General features: G+C 62.0%; 16 protein-coding genes. 12 read left to right on the forward strand and 4 right to left on the reverse strand.

What is annotated here, in order from left to right:
- Nucleotides 1–191: 191 nt before the first annotated feature.
- Nucleotides 192–1,019, forward strand: a complete 828-nt coding sequence (locus tag AOA59_RS19775) for a N(5)-hydroxyornithine transformylase PvdF (RefSeq protein WP_099488804.1) — start codon at nucleotides 192–194, stop codon at nucleotides 1,017–1,019.
- A 116-nt stretch (nucleotides 1,020–1,135) separates the two neighbouring features.
- Here AOA59_RS19775 and AOA59_RS19785 read toward each other — a convergent pair whose 3' ends face one another.
- Genes AOA59_RS19785 through pvdM form a run of 3 tightly spaced genes read right to left on the reverse strand, consistent with a single transcriptional unit; the run spans nucleotide 1,136 to nucleotide 4,689 of the window.
- On the reverse strand, nucleotides 1,136–2,008 hold the full coding sequence (locus AOA59_RS19785; protein WP_099488805.1) for a formylglycine-generating enzyme family protein: 873 nt from the start codon (nucleotides 2,006–2,008) through the stop codon (nucleotides 1,136–1,138).
- A gap of 32 nt (nucleotides 2,009–2,040) precedes the next feature.
- Nucleotides 2,041–3,321: an aminotransferase class V-fold PLP-dependent enzyme gene (locus tag AOA59_RS19790; protein ID WP_099488806.1), complete on the reverse strand. Its 1,281-nt coding sequence runs from the start codon at nucleotides 3,319–3,321 to the stop codon at nucleotides 2,041–2,043.
- Between the two features lie 18 nt (nucleotides 3,322–3,339).
- Entirely contained in the window at nucleotides 3,340–4,689 is a 1,350-nt protein-coding gene (gene pvdM, locus AOA59_RS19795; RefSeq protein ID WP_099488807.1) for a pyoverdine-tailoring dipeptidase-like protein PvdM, read from the reverse strand.
- Between the two features lie 142 nt (nucleotides 4,690–4,831).
- Here pvdM and AOA59_RS19800 point away from each other — a divergent pair, with 142 nt between their 5' ends.
- Entirely contained in the window at nucleotides 4,832–6,445 is a 1,614-nt protein-coding gene (locus AOA59_RS19800; protein ID WP_099488808.1) for a twin-arginine translocation signal domain-containing protein, read from the forward strand.
- Here AOA59_RS19800 and AOA59_RS19805 read toward each other — a convergent pair.
- Entirely contained in the window at nucleotides 6,438–7,385 is a 948-nt protein-coding gene (locus AOA59_RS19805) for a DUF1853 family protein (protein ID WP_099488809.1), read from the reverse strand. The genes AOA59_RS19800 and AOA59_RS19805 overlap by 8 nt on opposite strands.
- Nucleotides 7,386–7,529: 144 nt before the next feature.
- Between AOA59_RS19805 and AOA59_RS19810 the strand changes: the two genes are divergently transcribed.
- From AOA59_RS19810 to AOA59_RS19855, 10 genes are all read left to right on the forward strand, one after another.
- Nucleotides 7,530–8,420 carry an NAD(+) kinase gene (locus tag AOA59_RS19810; protein ID WP_010210870.1) on the forward strand — a complete coding sequence of 297 codons (891 nt, stop codon included), beginning with the start codon at nucleotides 7,530–7,532 and terminating at the stop codon, nucleotides 8,418–8,420.
- Entirely contained in the window at nucleotides 8,420–9,391 is a 972-nt protein-coding gene (locus tag AOA59_RS19815; protein ID WP_065931285.1) for a metallophosphoesterase, read from the forward strand. Before AOA59_RS19810 ends, AOA59_RS19815 begins: the two co-directional genes overlap by 1 nt.
- The gene (locus AOA59_RS19820; protein ID WP_099488810.1) at nucleotides 9,388–10,257 is read left to right on the forward strand and encodes a rhomboid family intramembrane serine protease; all 870 of its coding nucleotides are present in this window, start codon (nucleotides 9,388–9,390) and stop codon (nucleotides 10,255–10,257) included. The genes AOA59_RS19815 and AOA59_RS19820 overlap by 4 nt, the downstream gene beginning before the upstream one ends.
- A gap of 14 nt (nucleotides 10,258–10,271) precedes the next feature.
- Entirely contained in the window at nucleotides 10,272–10,532 is a 261-nt protein-coding gene (locus AOA59_RS19825; protein ID WP_017138108.1) for a YeaC family protein, read from the forward strand.
- Nucleotides 10,529–11,359, forward strand: a complete 831-nt coding sequence (locus tag AOA59_RS19830; RefSeq protein ID WP_099488811.1) for a DUF2797 domain-containing protein — start codon at nucleotides 10,529–10,531, stop codon at nucleotides 11,357–11,359. Before AOA59_RS19825 ends, AOA59_RS19830 begins: the two co-directional genes overlap by 4 nt.
- Before the next feature lie 14 nt (nucleotides 11,360–11,373).
- On the forward strand, nucleotides 11,374–14,031 hold the full coding sequence (gene pepN, locus AOA59_RS19835; protein WP_099488812.1) for an aminopeptidase N: 2,658 nt from the start codon (nucleotides 11,374–11,376) through the stop codon (nucleotides 14,029–14,031).
- A gap of 181 nt (nucleotides 14,032–14,212) precedes the next feature.
- Nucleotides 14,213–14,929, forward strand: coding sequence for a YafY family protein (locus AOA59_RS19840; protein WP_099488813.1), 717 nt, complete (start codon nucleotides 14,213–14,215; stop codon nucleotides 14,927–14,929).
- Nucleotides 14,930–14,980: 51 nt separating this feature from the next.
- Nucleotides 14,981–15,316, forward strand: a complete 336-nt coding sequence (locus tag AOA59_RS19845; protein ID WP_056860303.1) for a nuclear transport factor 2 family protein — start codon at nucleotides 14,981–14,983, stop codon at nucleotides 15,314–15,316.
- Between the two features lie 15 nt (nucleotides 15,317–15,331).
- Nucleotides 15,332–16,438, forward strand: a complete 1,107-nt coding sequence (gene zapE / locus AOA59_RS19850; protein WP_099488814.1) for a cell division protein ZapE — start codon at nucleotides 15,332–15,334, stop codon at nucleotides 16,436–16,438.
- Between the two features lie 157 nt (nucleotides 16,439–16,595).
- Nucleotides 16,596–17,087, forward strand: a complete 492-nt coding sequence (locus AOA59_RS19855; protein WP_065931278.1) for a GNAT family N-acetyltransferase — start codon at nucleotides 16,596–16,598, stop codon at nucleotides 17,085–17,087.
- The last annotated feature ends 14 nt before the right edge of the window (nucleotides 17,088–17,101 follow it).

Consider the following 17,101-nt stretch of genomic DNA (forward strand, 5'->3'; position numbering starts at 1 on the left):
CCCGGAAAGTGAAAAGAGGGGGCTGGGCACACAGACCCTTACCCATGACAAACGAAGTGCCGGGGCGACTATTTAGCGCGGCATGCCGGGCGGTGGAGCGGGTCGATAAATTGCCGACAGGCTGGTTCGTTCTTGTTGTGTAGGCGCACGCGTATTGGCGCGTGCCTGATCTATCCAGCGAGAGCGAAACAATGACGAAAAAGAATCTGGTGTATGTCTGGTCCCTGAGAAACGCTGCCGCCGACAAGGCCGGCCAGCCAGTGGCCTACAAGGACCACGAGCGCTATATGAAGTCGGTGCTGGAGTTTCTGGTGGGGTCGCTGAACGACACACCGTTGGGCCAGGCTTACAATCTGGTCGGCGTGGTGTACGACGATGATGAGCACAACCCACGAGACCAGCAGCTGGTCGCCGACTATGGCTTTGCCTACCAGCCGGGCCGCCAGTGGCTCTACCCGGCGGACCTGCGGGTGCAGGGCAACCTGGTCAATGACCTGCTGCTGAGCGTGCCGTCCACCTACCGCCGCCTGCCGCGTGGCAGCGCGGAACACATCGCCGGCAAACAGGATTTCGAACGTCGCCTGCACGACACCCTGGTGGAGTTGAAGGCCGACATCGTGGTGCTGGACGGCCTGTTGGTGATCCTCGATGAGCTGGTGCGGCCCGGCGCGCCGTTTGCGCGGCGGATCATGAACATCCACCCAGGCATTACCCGTATTGAATCGCCTTACGAGCGCCGTGGCGCCTATGCCACCTGGAATGCCTTGTACGGCGCGCGCGGGCAGACCGTTGTGGATTGGGCGACCAAAGAAACCAAGGCCAGCGAACCGCTGTACCTCACCGGCGCTTCGTTCCATTACGTGGACAACGGCATTGATTCGGGCGAAGTGTTCCACGACGTGCTGAAAACCGAGATTTCGCCTGAGGACACCATCCTCGAATTGCGCTGGAACAACTTCAATAACAGCCTGTTCCCGGCGTTGCATGAAGGGTTGGAGTTGTTGGCCAAGCAGGCTTAAGGCGATCCAAGTGTGGGAGCTGGCTTGCCTGCGATGGCATCAACTCGGTGTACCTGATGTACCGAGGTGTCTGCATCGCAGGCAAGCCAGCTCCCACATTCTGCTCGATGTGCTGCTTAAAGGTCGCGCACTACCCGAAACCCGATCCAGTCCCCGCGCGTTTGCGGGTAGATGGTGTTGCGGTTGCCGGAGCGTGAGAATACCGGCGCTTCGCCCCAGTCATTGCCGCGGATCTGGTAGCCCTCGCAGTGGGGCTCCAGCCAGGCGCTGCCGTCGGTAGGAGCGCCGATGTAGTTGGGGTGCTCACAGTCTGCCACCCGCTCATACACATTGCCGTGCATGTCGTACATGCCAAATGCATTCGGCGGGTAGCTGCCCACCGGCGAGGAATAACTGTAGCCATCTGCCGGGCCGTAGGTGTTGGCGTGCTGGGCGATGCTGTAGCCCTTGCCCTCGTCGAACGGGAAGGGGAACGGCCCGGTGGAGCCGGCGCGGGCGGCGTATTCACGCTGGGCTTCGCTGACCATGTGGTACTTCTGCCCGGTTTTCTTCGACAGCCAGGCGATGTAATTTTTGATGTCGTCCATGTCCATGCACACCGCCGGCTGGCGTGGCCCTTGCGGGTAGCGCGGCTTGCTGGCGATGCATTCGCGGCCGGGGCGGGTGTCGCCGTCGGCGATCTTGACGCCGGTCTGGCGGATATAGCTGTCCCACTCGCCGGCGGTGATGTGGAAGCGGCTCATGGCAAAGGGTTTGGCGAAGGTCACGTCGTGCATCGGGCCTTCATCGGGCTCGCGGCCGACTTCGTCTTCCGGCGTGCCCATGGTGAAAGTGCCGGCGGGCAGCACCACCATTTCCGGGCAGTCCTTGCAGTCCTTGAACACTTTGCCGGGTTGTGGCGTGGCGGCTTGCGCCAGGTTGGGCAGCCATGCCGTGCACAGGGCCGTCAGCGCCAGGGCGGTCAGGGGTTTGAGTCGGGATGGATTCATGGGGGCATCTCGTTCAAAGGAAAAAGTGGGCATCACAGGCGTTGGCTCAACAGGGCCATGAACTGCTGGATTTCGTCCGTGTTGTTAAGCAAACCGGGGGAAGTGCGGATCACCGGGCCAACGTCACGGTCGACGGCATCGATCACCACGCGGTTTTTCAGCATATGGGCGACGACCGCTTCGCTGTCCTGGTCCTTGACCCGAAAGAAGGTAAAGCCGGCCGACAGGTCGGCGCTGCGCGGTGTCACCAGTTCGACCTGCGGATGCGCCAGCAACTGGGTTTTGAGTTCGCTGTTAAGTGCGTGGATGCGCGCCTCAACCTGGGCCTTGCCCAGTTGCAGGTGCAGCTTGAAGGCCTCGTCCGCCGCCCAGCGATGTTCAAAGGCGTGGTAGCCGCCGGGCGTCATGGTGGTAGCAAAATTGGTGTCTTCGGAGAAGGTCGGCACCATGGGCGTGACGTATTTGTTTTCGGCATCGCGGGCGCAGACCAGCCCGGTGCCGCGTGGGCCGAACATCCATTTATGCGTGCCGGCGATAAAGAAGTCGCAGCGCATGGCCGGGAAGTCGAGGTTTTCCACGCCAAAACCATGCACGCCATCGACCACATACAGGATGCGGTCGTTGTCGTCGCGGTTGCGATTGAGTTCCTCCACCAGCTTGCCGATTTCGCCGATCGGCAGCTTCACGCCGCTGCCGGACTGCACCCAGGTCATGCCCAGCACGCGAGTGGTGGGGCGAATGGCGCGCTTGATGTTGCCCAGCACTTCGTCACTGGAAACCAGGCTGGCCCGCTCGAACAAGCGTATGCGCCGCACCTGCGTGCCCTGGCGGGCGACGCGAAAATCCAGCACGTTCTGGGTGGCGTAGTGTTCGTGTTCGGTGGTGAGGATTTCCTGGTCAGGGCGCAGTTTGATTCCGCCGTAGATCATCGCCAAGCCTTCGGAGGTGCTGCCGGTCAGCGCGATCTGCGCCGGCTGGGCGTTCAGGTAACGACCGGCCCATTCGCGCACCTGACCTTCACGTTTCCAGGTTTCTTCCAGGCCCCAGTCCATGGCCAGGCCGGGGTTGCGGTCGATCTGCTGGCGGTAGCGCTCAATGGCTTCGCGCACGGGGCGTGGGTGGGAGGTCACCAGGAAGTTGGAAAAGTGCAGGTAGTCCGGGTCCTGAGTGAACAGCTGTTTGAAACCCGTCCATGGGTCGTTGGTGGCGGGCGCCTGAGTGGCTGCCTGGGCGTGCGCGAGCAATGCGCTGCCCAAAGGCAGGCTGGCGGCGAGTACCCCGGCCTGCTTGAGGAATGTACGGCGGTCGGTCATGGACTGGCTTCTGGGTAATTAGCGGTTGGCCAACGGCTTGGCGGCTTTTTGCACCTGGTCCCACACCCGCAGGAAGTTGCCTCCCCACAGCTTGGCGATGTCGGCCTCGGAGTAGCCGCGCTGGATCAGTTCGGCGGTGACATTGCGCACGTCGCCGACGTTCTCCCAGCCCTGGATGCCGCCGCCGTCGTTGAAGTCCGAGGCGATGCCGACGTGGTCGATGCCGATCTTGCGCACGGTGTAGTCGATGGCATCGCCCCAATCCTTGAGGGTGGCCTTGGGTTCTTCCTCAAGAATGGCGTACAGCCCTTGAGCGTACTGGCCGAACTTCTGCTCGGACCAGGCGGCGATGATGGCGTCGCCGGGCATCAAGGCCATGGCCAGGTTGGGCAGCGGCGGCAAATCGAAGCGCGCACGCAAGGTGTTGAGCTTGTCCTGAGTGGGTTGGCTCAATGGGCGCAAATAGGCCGGGAAGCCCACCACCTGCACCACGCCGCCGCTGTTTTTGATCAGTTGCAGTTCTTTGTCGCTGAGGTTGCGCGGGATATCCACCGAGGCACGCGGCGCCGAGTGCGAGGCAATCATCGGGGTGCGGCTCAATTGCGCGACTTGTTCCAGCGCCTTGGTCGACATCTGCGACACATCGATGATCACGCCCAGGTCATTGAGGCGGTGCACGGCTTGTTGGCCGATGGGTGACAGCCCTTCAAGTGCGTCGGTGGTGTCATTGAAAAAAGGCAGCGGGCGTGACGAGTCGGACCAGGCGTTGTTGCCGATATAGCTGAAGCCGAACATGCGCATGCCGCGTGCGGCCCACAGGTCCAGCTGGTTGAGGTCGTCGCCCAGCGGGTAGGCGTTGAGCATGCTGATAAAGATCGCAAACTTGCCTTCGCCATGCAGGCGCCGCATATCGTCCGGGGTGTAGGCGATGCCGACCTGGTTGGGGAAGTCGCGCACCATGCCGGAGATGATCTTGTAGCGCACCTCCTGCTCGTGACGGGCCTCCTCGACAAAGCCGTCGGTGGGTTTGTGTGGTGCGTTGGGGCCATTCCAGATTTCCGGCCAGCCGAAAATCGTCAGGGCCGCGCCCGACAAGCGCCCGCGTGCCGCCTTGGCGAGGTCAAACTGGCCGCTGCCATCCTTGTCGGCTTCGTTGCCGGCCGTGCCGAAATCCATGGGCACGGTGATATGGCTGTCGAACGACAACAAGCGGTCCTGCATTTCATTGGCCTGCTTGATCACCTCCAGCGGGTAGCCGGCATTGCCTTTGAACCAGTGATCCCAGACCAGGAAACCGGCCCCGGCGCCGATGGCCAGTGCCAGCGGCAGGCCGATATACAGCGCCTTTTTCGAACGTGGTTTTGTCATTGCCATCTCAGTCAGTTGAGGCCTTTGCTATCAGGAAAGAACGAGCCATGGCCGGGGAAATTTAGGCCTGGGCGCGGCACCGCTAAATTTCTCGCGGCCGTCAACGTTCTAGCTCTGATCAAGCTGTTTCCTAAGGTAGACAATGACCCTCTCTCGACGTGGCTTCATCGCCGGCCTGGCGCTGACCGGCGCTGCCGTGCCCGCGGCCCTTTATGCCCACCGCGAGCTGACGCGTGAAGCATTCCCGATCACGCCGGGCGAGGCCACGGTGGACCTGGCCGACACCGCCGGCCAACACTTGGCCGATACCCTGCGCGGCGTGTGGAGCTTGCGCCTGGAAGGCCGCGATGCGGGCCTTAAGGGCTTGCCGCTGCAGGGCCTGCAGCTGTTGCTCGACATCGCCCCGCGCGGCCGTGGCTTGCGCGGCTATCTGGACACCGCTGAAAACCTGCGTGCCGAGGGCGAACCGCGTTACCGCGTGCTCGGTGATCTGCTGACGGGCGAGGGCGCCGTACTCTACTGGCGCCTGATCGACCGCGACGCTGTGCAGGGCGCACCGGCCTATGAGTTCAAGATGACCCTCGACGAAGTCTGGGCCGACTTCGCCAATGCCGGCAGCAGCACGTTAAGCGGGCAGATTCTCGACCTTGAACGCCCCCTGGCCTTGACCGAGCGCGACAACCGCTTTATCGCCCACAAGCAGCTGTTCCCCGAAGCGCGCCAGCGTATCGGCCTTGACCCGACCCTGCTGGCGTGGCTGATCGCCCCCGAACACCGGCTGTTTCATCAGCTGTGGCATGCCACCCGCGACCAATGGCACAAGCTGTCCGAGGAAAAACGTGATGCCCTGCGCGGTATCGGCTGGCAACCAGGCCCACGCGGCCAGGAGCGCGACGCACGGGGCAAACGCAAAGACCGCAACGGTTCGGGTATCGACTTCTTTTTCATGCACCGGCATATGCTCGGCACTGCGCGCTCCCTGCAAGAGCTGCCATCCTGGCCGCAATTCCCGGAGCCACAGCCGGCGCTGGAGCGCGACCGCCTGGGGTTTTTGCGTTATTTCGACAACCACGACGGCTTTGCGCTGCCGCCCTGTTGGTCGGCACCCGATGACAGCGACTACACCCAATGGGTCAGCGATATCAAGGCAGCCGAGACCTACCACAGCAACTTCCAGGTGTGGGAGTCGCAGTACCGTGACCCGCGTTACCTGGCCAAGCTGACCTTGGGCCAGTTGGGCTCCGAGATGGAGCTGGGCCTGCACGACTGGTTGCACATGCGCTGGGCATCGGTGCCCCGCGACCCGTCCAACGGCGCGCCGGTGCCGTTCGCCCGTGACCCGGCGGACTTTGCCGCGCGTTGGTACGCGCCGGAGAACGACTTCCTGGGCGACCCGTTCTCATCCCATGTAAACCCGGTGTTCTGGCACTTTCACGGCTGGATCGATGATCGCATCGAGGACTGGTTTCGCGCCCATGAGCGGTTCAATCCAGGCGAGGTCAGCCGGCTGCAGGTCAACGGGGTTAACTGGTTTGCCCAGGGCCGCTGGGTGGAAGTCGCTGACCCGTGGCTGGGGCCGGACACCCACGGTTGCAGCACCACGCCGGGGCTGCAGATGGGGCGGTCGATGGAGATGGACCCGGAGACCATGAAGCTGGCGCTGCGCATCACCTTCGCCGAAGACGAAGGATTGCAGGGCTTGTTCAAGCGCGTGCCGAAACGGCCCTGGTATGCACGCCACTTGAAGCTCAAGTAATGCCCGGGACGTTTGGCCACAGGTCTGCAACGAGGAACAAACGTTCGGCTTCTTCCCAGTCTTCTCCCGTCTGCACCAGTCGCACCAGCAACTGGGCCGGCGCCATCGGGTCCAGGTCTGCCAGCCAGGCTTGCATCTGGTCTTCGCTCCACACCTGATCCGCCGGGTAATGCGCCGGCGCCAGCCAGGCATGCCGAGGCAGGGGTTGCCAGCGCCCTGGCGGGCTCTGGCTGACGAAATCGCGCCAGTCACGCTGATGCAGCCAGCGCCCGCGCAGGTGCTGTGGGTCGACGCCCAGCGGGGATTCGGCGGTGCCGGGCCATGGATAGAGCAAATACCCGCCCAGCCACAAATGTGCATCGAACTGCGCAATATCCAGCGCCGCCAGGGCTTCGCGGCTCTCCGGGCGGGCTGAAATCGGCAATTGATGCTGGGCCAGGTGCGCGAGCTTGCGGTCCAGCCGGTCATGACAGCCGGGGCCGAGCCATTGCGCGGGGTCCTGGCCGTTGCCGTCCTGCGGCCCCAAATACAGTTTGATCGCCAGTTCCAGGTGGTGCACACCGTCGCGGTCGCGCACTAGCATGTCCAGCTCACCCAGCGTATGCCCGGCGCGGCGGATCGGCAGGTTGGCGGCCAGCAACTCCACACCCGGCGCATGCCGCACCGCAAATTGCCACAGGCGTTCGTAGTACAGGCCCAGGCGCCGCGTGCGCGAAAGGCTGAGCCAGTGCTGCAAGGCGCTGCTGTCCTGGTCGAGGGTGCGTAACCACTGTTCGAGCCGGTGCGGCGCCTGCACCCAGTCGCTGCCGGCCAGCGGATGGCGCTGGGGCCAGGGCGTTTGCGCAAGCATCGGTGGGGCGAGCATCACCCACGCCAGGTCGCGCACCTCGGGGTGCCGTAATTGGCGGGGCAGGTTGAGCAGGGCGGGGAACACAGTCATGGTCCGAGCATAGCCTTTTAGAGCGCCTACGGGTGGCTGAGAACCATTGTCATCAAGGCCTTGAGGCGACAAAGGGTTTTGCCTGACGCGGCCTTTCGCCCATAATCGTTCTTTTCGCCACACCCCACATCCCGCAGGAGCCCCATGGAGCAATTTCGCAATATCGGCATTATCGGTCGCCTGGGCAGTACTCAGGTGCTGGACACCGTCCGCCGACTGAAAAAGTTCCTGCTGGAACGCCACCTGCATGTGATCCTCGAAGACACCATCGCCGAAATCCTCCCCGGCCACGGCCTGCAAACTTCCTCGCGCAAGATGCTCGGCGAAGTTTGTGACATGGTGATTGTGGTCGGCGGCGACGGCAGCCTGCTGGGCGCCGCCCGTGCCCTGGCGCGGCACAACGTGCCGGTGCTGGGGATCAACCGTGGCAGCCTGGGGTTTCTCACGGATATCCGTCCGGATGACCTGGAAGTCGAAGTCGCCAAGGTGCTCGACGGCCATTACCTGGTGGAAAACCGCTTCCTGCTGCAAGCCGAAGTGCGCCGCCATGGCGAGGCCATCGGCCAGGGCGACGCGCTCAATGACGTGGTGCTGCACCCCGGCAAATCCACGCGGATGATCGAGTTCGAGTTGTATATCGACGGCCAGTTCGTGTGCAGCCAGAAGGCCGACGGGCTGATCGTGGCCACGCCGACCGGCTCCACTGCGTACGCGCTGTCGGCCGGCGGCCCGATCATGCACCCCAAGCTCGACGCCATTGTGATCGTGCCGATGTACCCCCATATGTTGTCCAGCCGGCCTATTGTGGTCGATGGCAACAGTGAGCTGAAAATTGTGGTGTCCAAAGATATGCAGATCTACCCGCAAGTCTCCTGCGACGGGCAGAACCATTTCACCTGCGCCCCCGGTGACACCATCACCGTGAGCAAAAAGGCACAGAAGTTGCGGTTGATCCACCCGCTGGACCACAACTACTACGAAGTGTGCCGCACCAAGCTGGGCTGGGGCAGCCGCTTGGGGGGTGGAGGCGACTGATGCTCGATCCCGCGCGTAGCTATGACCTGATCGGTGACGTGCACGGTTGCGCTCATACCCTTGAGCACTTGCTCGACCGGCTGGGCTACCAAAAACAGGCTGGAACCTGGCGCCATCCGACGCGTATGGCGGTGTTCCTCGGCGATATCATCGACCGTGGGCCGCGCATCCGCGAGGCGCTGCATATCGTCCACGATATGACCGAGGCCGGCCAGGCGCTGTGCATCATGGGCAACCACGAGTTCAATGCGCTGGGCTGGACCACACCGGCGCCGCCGGGCAGTGGCAAGCAGTTCGTGCGCGAGCACAACCCACGCCATGCGCGGTTGATCCACGAAACCCTGACCCAGTTCGAGCACCACCCGGCCGACTGGCACGACTTCCTCGGCTGGTTCTACGACATGCCGCTGTTTGTCGACGCCGGGCGGTTTCGCGTGGTGCATGCGTGCTGGGACGAAGGCTTTATCCAGCCGCTGCGCGCAACGTTCCCGGATGGCTGCATCGACCAGCACTTTTTGCAGGCGGCCGCCGTGCCGGGCAGCTTTGCCTGCAACGCCTTCGACCGCCTGCTGCGCGGCACCGACATGCGCCTGCCGGACGGTTTGACGCTCACGGGTGGCGATGGCCTGACGCGCTCATTTTTCCGCACCAAGTTCTGGGAAGACGACCCGAAAACCTACGGCGATATCGTGTTTCAACCCGATGCACTGCCGGAGCCGGTGGCGCGCACGCCGTTGTCGTCGACCGAAAAAAATGCCCTGCTGCGTTATGGCGTCGACGAACCGTTGCTGTTCGTCGGCCATTACTGGCGCAGCGGCAAACCGGCGCCGATCCGCGACAACCTGGCCTGCCTGGACTACAGCGCGGTGCTGTACGGCAAGCTGGTGGCGTACCGACTGGACCAGGAAACACGCCTGGATCCGCGTAAATTTGTATGGGTCGACGTTGAGCGGCCTGAGGTGATTGCATGAGTTCCGTAGCTGTATTGCGCTTGCCGCTGAGTGTCGACCTGGGCGGTTTCGTCAAACTGCTGCAACGCATGCAAGTGCCCCATCGCGTCAGTGAAGAAGCAGGCGAGCAAGTATTGTGGGTGCCCGAGAACATCAGTGCCGACGTACAAGTGTTGTATCAACGCTTTCCCGCCGGTGATCCGGACCAGCAACTGGATATTCCCGAGCAGGCGCCGGTTAAGCGGCCAAGCTTTGTTCAGCAAGTGCGTTTCAGCCCGGTGACGGCGCTGGTGCTGCTGGCGAGCATGATTGTCGGCGCAGTGACCTTGCTGGGTGAAAACCTGCAGACCATGAGCTGGCTGACCTTCCTGCCGTTTCACGTGATGGGCGACTACATCCAGTTCACCCCGTTTGCCGAGACCATGGCGTCGGGGCAGTGGTGGCGGCTGGTCACGCCGATGCTGATCCACTTCGGCATCCTGCACCTGGCCATGAACGGCATGTGGTACTGGGAGCTGGGGCGGCGCATTGAAGTGCGCCAGGGCAGTATCAACCTGCTGGGCCTGACCCTGTTGTTCAGCCTGGTGTCCAATTATGCGCAATACGCCTATGGCGGCCCGAGCCTGTTTGGCGGCCTGTCCGGCGTGTTGTATGGCTTGCTCGGACATTGCTGGATCTTCCAATTGTTGTCGCCCAACCCGGCTTATCGCCTGCCGCGCGGCGTGCTGGCGATGATGCTGATATGGCTGGTGCTGTGCATGTCGGGGCTGATCTCGATGATCGGTTTCGGCGAAATCGCCAACGCGGCTCACCTGAGCGGCTTGGTCATCGGTTGCCTGACGGGTTTGCTGGGCGGGTTGTACAACCGCCGCAAAGCCTCTATTTGATAAGGAAGAGCCTTATGTCCTCTTTTGCTGAAATGATCGAAAACATCACCCCGGACATCTACGAGAGCCTCAAGCTGGCCGTGGAAATCGGCAAGTGGTCCGATGGCCGCAAGCTCACCGCCGAACAGCGTGAGCTGTCGCTGCAAGCGGTGATCGCCTGGGAAATCCAGAACCTGCCCGAGGAGCAGCGCACCGGCTACATGGGCCCGCAGGAATGCGCGTCGAAGTCGGCGCCGGTGCCGAACATTCTGTTCAAGTCGGATGCGATCCATTGATTGAAATTGGTCGCGGTGCAGTCAACAAAATGTCGGCGCAACTCGGTGAGCCGACTGTTCAATATGCGTTTCGCCTGGGCGACACCGAGGTGCCGGTCAACCCGTTGATCGGTACCCACGTGCGCCTGGAGTACCTCGGTGCCATCCATTGCAGCCATTGCGGCCGCAAGACCAAGACCAGTTTCAGCCAGGGTTATTGCTACCCGTGCATGACCAAACTGGCCCAGTGTGACCTGTGCATCATGAGCCCCGAGCGTTGCCATTACGACGCCGGCACCTGCCGTGATCCGGGCTGGGGCGAACAATTCTGCATGACCGACCACGTGGTGTATCTGGCCAATTCGTCGGGCATCAAGGTCGGCATCACCCGCGCTACCCAGTTGCCGACCCGCTGGCTCGACCAGGGCGCCAGCCAGGCGCTGCCGATCATGCGCGTGGCGACCCGTCAGCAATCCGGTTTCGTTGAAGACCTGTTTCGCAGCCAAGTGGCCGATAAAACCAACTGGCGTGCTTTACTCAAGGGCGATGCGCAATCGGTGGACCTCAAGCAGGTACGCGATGAGCTGTTCGCCAGCTGCGCCGGGGGCCTGCTGGGTTTGCAGGAACGCTTTGGCTTGCAGGCCATCCAACCGGTGACCGACATTGAGCCGATCGAGATTCGTTACCCGGTCGAGCAATACCCGGCCAAGATCGTCAGCTTCAACCTGGACAAGAACCCGATTGCCGAAGGCACGTTGCTGGGGATCAAGGGCCAATACCTGATCTTCGACACCGGCGTTATCAACATTCGTAAGTACACGGCCTACCAGCTCGCCGTGCATCAGTAAAAAGGATGCTATCCATGCGCACCGAACAACCGAAGATGATCTACCTGAAGGACTATCAGGCGCCGGACTACCTGATCGAAGAGACGCACCTGACCTTCGAGTTGTTCGAGGACCACAGCCTGGTCCATGCGCAGCTGGTGATGCGCCGCAACCCTGAGCGCGGGCCCGGCCTGCCGCCGCTGGTGCTCGATGGCCAGCAGTTGGAGCTGTTGACGGTCAACCTGGGTGACAAGGAGCTGACCGAGGCCGACTACCAGTTGACCGACAGCCACCTGACCCTGCACCCGACCCGCGAAACCTTCACGGTCGACACCAGCGTGCGTATCCACCCGGAAACCAACACCGCCCTGGAAGGCCTGTACAAATCCGGCGGCATGTTCTGCACCCAGTGCGAGGCCGAAGGTTTCCGCAAGATCACGTATTACCTCGACCGCCCGGACGTAATGAGCACCTTCACCACCACGGTGATCGCCGAGCAACACCGCTACCCGGTGCTGCTGTCCAACGGCAACCCGATTGCCAGCGGCCCTGGTGAAGACGGCCGCCACTGGGCGACCTGGGAAGACCCGTTCAAGAAACCGGCCTATCTGTTCGCGTTGGTGGCCGGCGATTTGTGGTGCGTTGAAGACAGCTTCACCACCATGACCAACCGCGAAGTGGCGCTGCGCATCTACGTCGAGCCGGAAAACATCGACAAGTGCCAGCACGCCATGACCAGCCTGAAAAAATCCATGCGCTGGGACGAAGAAACCTACGGCCGCGAGTATGACCTCGATATCTTCATGATCGTCGCCGTGAATGACTTCAACATGGGAGCCATGGAGAACAAGGGCCTCAATATCTTCAACTCCAGCGCCGTGCTGGCCCGCGCCGAAACCGCCACCGACGCCGCGCACCAGCGTGTCGAGGCGATTGTTGCCCACGAATATTTCCACAACTGGTCGGGCAACCGCGTGACCTGCCGCGACTGGTTCCAGCTGTCGCTCAAGGAAGGCTTCACCGTGTTCCGTGACTCGGGCTTCTCCGCCGACATGAACTCGGCCACGGTCAAGCGCATCCAGGATGTGGCGTACCTGCGCACCCATCAGTTCGCCGAAGACGCCGGCCCGATGGCCCACGCAGTGCGCCCGGACAGCTTTATCGAGATCTCCAACTTCTACACCCTGACCGTGTACGAAAAGGGCTCGGAAGTGGTCGGCATGATCCACACCTTGCTCGGCGCTGAAGGCTTCCGTAAAGGCAGCGACCTGTACTTCGAGCGCCATGACGGCCAGGCCGTGACCTGCGACGACTTCATCAAGGCCATGGAAGACGCCAACGGTGCCGACCTCAGCCAGTTCAAACGCTGGTACAGCCAGGCCGGTACCCCGCGTCTGGCGGTGAGCGAGTCGTTTGATGCCGCCGCCAAAACCTACAGCCTGACGTTCCGTCAAAGCTGCCCGGAAACGCCGGACAAGGTTGAGAAACTGCCGTTCGTGATTCCGGTGGAGTTGGGCTTGTTGGACGGGCAGGGCGCCGCTGTCGCCTTGCGCCTGGCCGGTGAAGCGGCAGCTGGCGGCACGTCACGGGTGATTTCGGTGACAGAGGCCGAGCAGACTTTCACCTTCGTCGATATCGCCGAAAAGCCGTTGCCTTCGCTGCTGCGTGGCTTCTCCGCGCCGGTGAAACTGAGCTTCCCGTACAACCGCGACCAGCTGATGTTCCTGATGCAGCACGACAGCGATGGTTTCAATCGCTGGGATGCCGGCCAGCAATTGTCGGTGCAAGTGTTGCAGGAGCTGATCGCCCAGCACCAGGCGGGGCAGGCGTTGAAGCTCGACCAGCGCCTGATCGACGCACTGCGCACGGTCTTGAGCGATGAAAGCCTGGACCAGGCCATGGTCGCCGAAATGCTCTCGCTGCCAAGCGAAGCCTACCTCACGGAAATCAGCGAAGTGGCGGATGTGGAGGCTATCCACGCCGCCCGTGAGTACGCCCGCAAGCAACTGGCCGACAACCTGTTCGAAGCGCTGTGGCTGCGTTACCAGGCCAATCGCGAGCTGTCCAAGCAGACGCCTTATGTGGCGGCGGCCGAGCACTTTGCCCGGCGCGCCTTGCAGAACATTGCGCTGTCGTACCTGATGCTCAGCGGCAAACCCGAAGTGTTGGCCGCCACCCTGGATCAGTTCGACACCAGCGACAACATGACCGAGCGCCTCACGGCATTGGCGGTGTTGGTGAACTCGCCGTTCGAAGCGGAAAAAGCCCAGGCGCTGGCGGTGTTTGCCGAGAACTTCAAGGATAACCCGTTGGTCATGGACCAGTGGTTCAGCGTACAGGCGGGCAGCACGTTGCCGGGCGGGTTGGCGCGGGTCAAAGCGTTGATGGAACACTCGGCGTTCAACATCAAGAACCCGAACAAGGTGCGTGCACTGGTGGGCGCCTTTGCCGGGCAGAACCTGATCAACTTCCATGCGGCGGACGGCTCGGGTTATCGCTTCCTGGCGGACCTGGTGATCCAGCTCAATGGCTTCAACCCGCAAATCGCTTCGCGCCAGTTGGCGCCGTTGACCCGCTGGCGTAAATACGACAGCGCCCGTCAGGCGCTGATGAAGGCGGAGCTGGAGCGCATTCGCGCCTCCGGCGAGCTGTCGAGCGATGTGTTCGAGGTGGTCAGCAAGAGCCTTGCATAAAAGTTGGGCGCATAAAAAAAACGGCCTGTTCAGGCCGTTTTTTTTGTCTCAAATAACCGGTGGTCGCGGTATGTCTGCGCCTTGGTCGAGTGCGAAGCGCTCCGAGATAAATACTGCTGACGTTTTCTGACAGGAGGCTCTGCTAAGCTGCGGCACTTTTGGCTGTTTCGGCGGGGTCCACGTGTCGCGCACTACTCGTTTACTGACCTTGTTGCAGGCCCTGCGGGGCAAGAAGCGCCCGGTAACCGCGGCCGTACTGGCTGAGCAACTGGAAGTGTCCGAGCGCACGCTGTATCGCGATATCGCTGAGTTGACGGCCCTCGGCGCGCCGATTTTTGGTGAGGCCGGGGTGGGCTATGTGTTGCGCAGTGGGCTGTTCCTGCCGCCATTGATGCTCAACGCCGAGGAAACCGAAGCCATCGTGCTGGGCTTGCGTTATGTGGACCAGCGCGGCGATGACGTGCTCAGCCGTGCGGCGGCCAATGCCTTGGCAAAAATTGCCGATGTGCTCGACCCGGCGGCGCAGGAAGCCTTGCGTAACCCCACGCTGCTGCCAGGGCCGCCGGGGTTTGGCTACCCGGAAAACCGCGTGCCGCTGAATGTGTTTCGTGAGGCGATTCGCAACCAGGCCAAGCTGCATATCGATTATGCCGACGCCAGCCAAACCCAGAGCCAGCGGCTGATCTGGCCGCTGGCATTGGGGTTTCTCAATGAGGTGCGTGTGATCGTGGCCTGGTGCGAGTTGCGTGGTGCCTATCGTACGTTTCGCACCGACCGGGTGGCCGCAGCTGACGCCCACGGTGAGCGTTACCCTGGCCGGCGCAGCGACCTGCTGCGCGGCTGGCGCAAGTTGATGGAACAAAACGATTCAGGACCCTTTACTCCTGACAAAAACTGACACAGGGCTGGCTTAGCATGGCGCCATAAATCACTAAAAAGGAGCTGTGCCATGTCATTTCCAGCGTTGGCCCCTGCCATTGCAGCCTACATAACCGCGACCAATACCGGCGACACCTCTGCTATTGCCCAGTACTTTGCCGACGATGCCAATGTGTTCGATGAAGGCGAGCATCAGGTCGGTCCGACAGCCATTGCCCGCTGGGTCGAAGACACCGGGCGGCGCTATCAGCCCCGTGTAGAAGTGCTCAACGTGCAGCACCGCACCGGCAAGGTATTGGTCAGTAACCGGGTCTCGGGCAATTTCCCCGGTAGCCCACTGGAGCTGCGCTATACCTTCCGCCTGAACGAGCAGGGCAAGATTTCACGGCTGGATATCTCGCTGTAAGTCATACTGGCAGGCATGACTTTCGACTCGCCGCTCGCCGCCTACCAACACGCCATCGCCCAGCAAGGCTTCGTGCCCGACGACGCCCAGCGCCGCGCGGTACAAGCCCTGCAAACCTGCTTTGAGGCCCTGCACCAAGGCCGCTCGCCGATTCCCGGGGTATACCTGTGGGGGCCGGTGGGCCGGGGCAAGACCTGGCTGATGGATCAGTTTTATCAGAGCCTGCGCGTTCCCGCGCGGCGCCAGCATTTTCATCACTTCATGGGCTGGGTGCATCAGCGGTCTTTCCAGCTCAGCGGCATCCAGGATCCCTTGCAGGCTTTGGCGCGGGAACTCAGCCGGGAGGTGCGCGTGCTGTGTTTCGACGAGCTGTTCGTCAACGACATTGGTGATGCGATCATTCTCGGCCGCCTGTTCCAGGTGATGTTCGAGGAAGGCGTGGTCATGGTCTGCACCTCCAACCAACCGCCGGACGAGCTGTACGCGGGCGGCTTCAACCGCGAGCGATTCGTGCCGGGCATCGAGGCTATCAAGCGGCATATGCACGTGGTGGCGGTAGACGGCGGTGAAGATCACCGTTTGCACCCTGGTGTGGGGTTGCAGCGCTATTGGGTGAATCAACCGGAGGCACTCGCTTCGGTGTTCAAGCAATTGAGTCAAGGGCAGGTGGTCAGCTGCGGGGCGGTCGCCGTCGGTTTTCGCTCGATCACGGCGGTACAGTCCTGCGATTCGGTACTCTGGTGTCGTTACGCCGATCTGTGCGAGCAGCCTTTGGCGGCGATGGACTTCATGCTGCTGTGCGATCGCTACAAGGCGATCCTGCTGGGCGAGGTGCCCAACCTGAGCGCACAAAAACGCCCGGCGCGGATTGCCCGTGGCACCGAGGATGCGGCTCAACGTGTGGTGGCGGGGGATCGAGAGCTGCCTGAATTGTCGGTACACGATGACAGTGTGCGGCGCTTCATCGCACTGGTCGATGAATGCTATGACCGCAAGGTGCCGTTGTTTATCGAGGCACAGGTGCCGTTGGCAAGCCTTTACACCGAGGGTTATCTGGAGTTTGCGTTCCGGCGCACCCTGAGCCGTTTACAAGAAATGCAACTGCAGCGGTTCGGCGCCTAGGAAATATCCCAGGCCAGAAGCGCTTGTTGGGCGGCACAAGCCTCGTCATTTCCGTCAGGTATTTGTAGCTAATCTCCTTCATCTGCGACTGGCTCCCCGCTTACAATCATCCTCTCAAAGGGAACAGACTCCCTTGTTGTCGTGATTGAGGAAGGAAATGGATACCCCAGACATCCTGGTGCTGCAAGCCAGCTACACCAACCCTGTGCACGCTGACGCCATTGGCTTGGTGCTCAACCATTACGCTGAAGACCCAATGGGCGGCGGCCACGCGCTGCCGGCCGATCTGTTGCTGCAACTGCCAGCCGAACTGGCCAAGCGCCCCCACGCATTCAGCGTATTGGCGTTTGTCGGCGGGGAGCCGGCGGGTCTGGTCAATTGCTTCGAAGGGTTCTCGACGTTTGCCTGCCGCCCGTTGATCAACGTGCACGATGTGGCGGTGATGAATCAGTTTCGTGGCCTGGGGCTTAGCCAGAAAATGCTGCTCAAGGTCGAGGAGATCGCCCGTCAGCGCGGTTGCTGCAAGATCACCCTGGAGGTGCTCGAAGGCAATGACGTGGCGCAAGCGGCCTATCGCAAGTTCGGTTTTGATGATTCGATCTTTGATCCCGCCCATGGCCGCATGCTGTTTTGGAGCAAAGCGCTTTAATCACGGCGATAAAT

It is taken from the genome of Pseudomonas sp. 2822-15, assembly GCF_002742515.1.
GTDB lineage: Bacteria > Pseudomonadota > Gammaproteobacteria > Pseudomonadales > Pseudomonadaceae > Aquipseudomonas > Aquipseudomonas salomonii.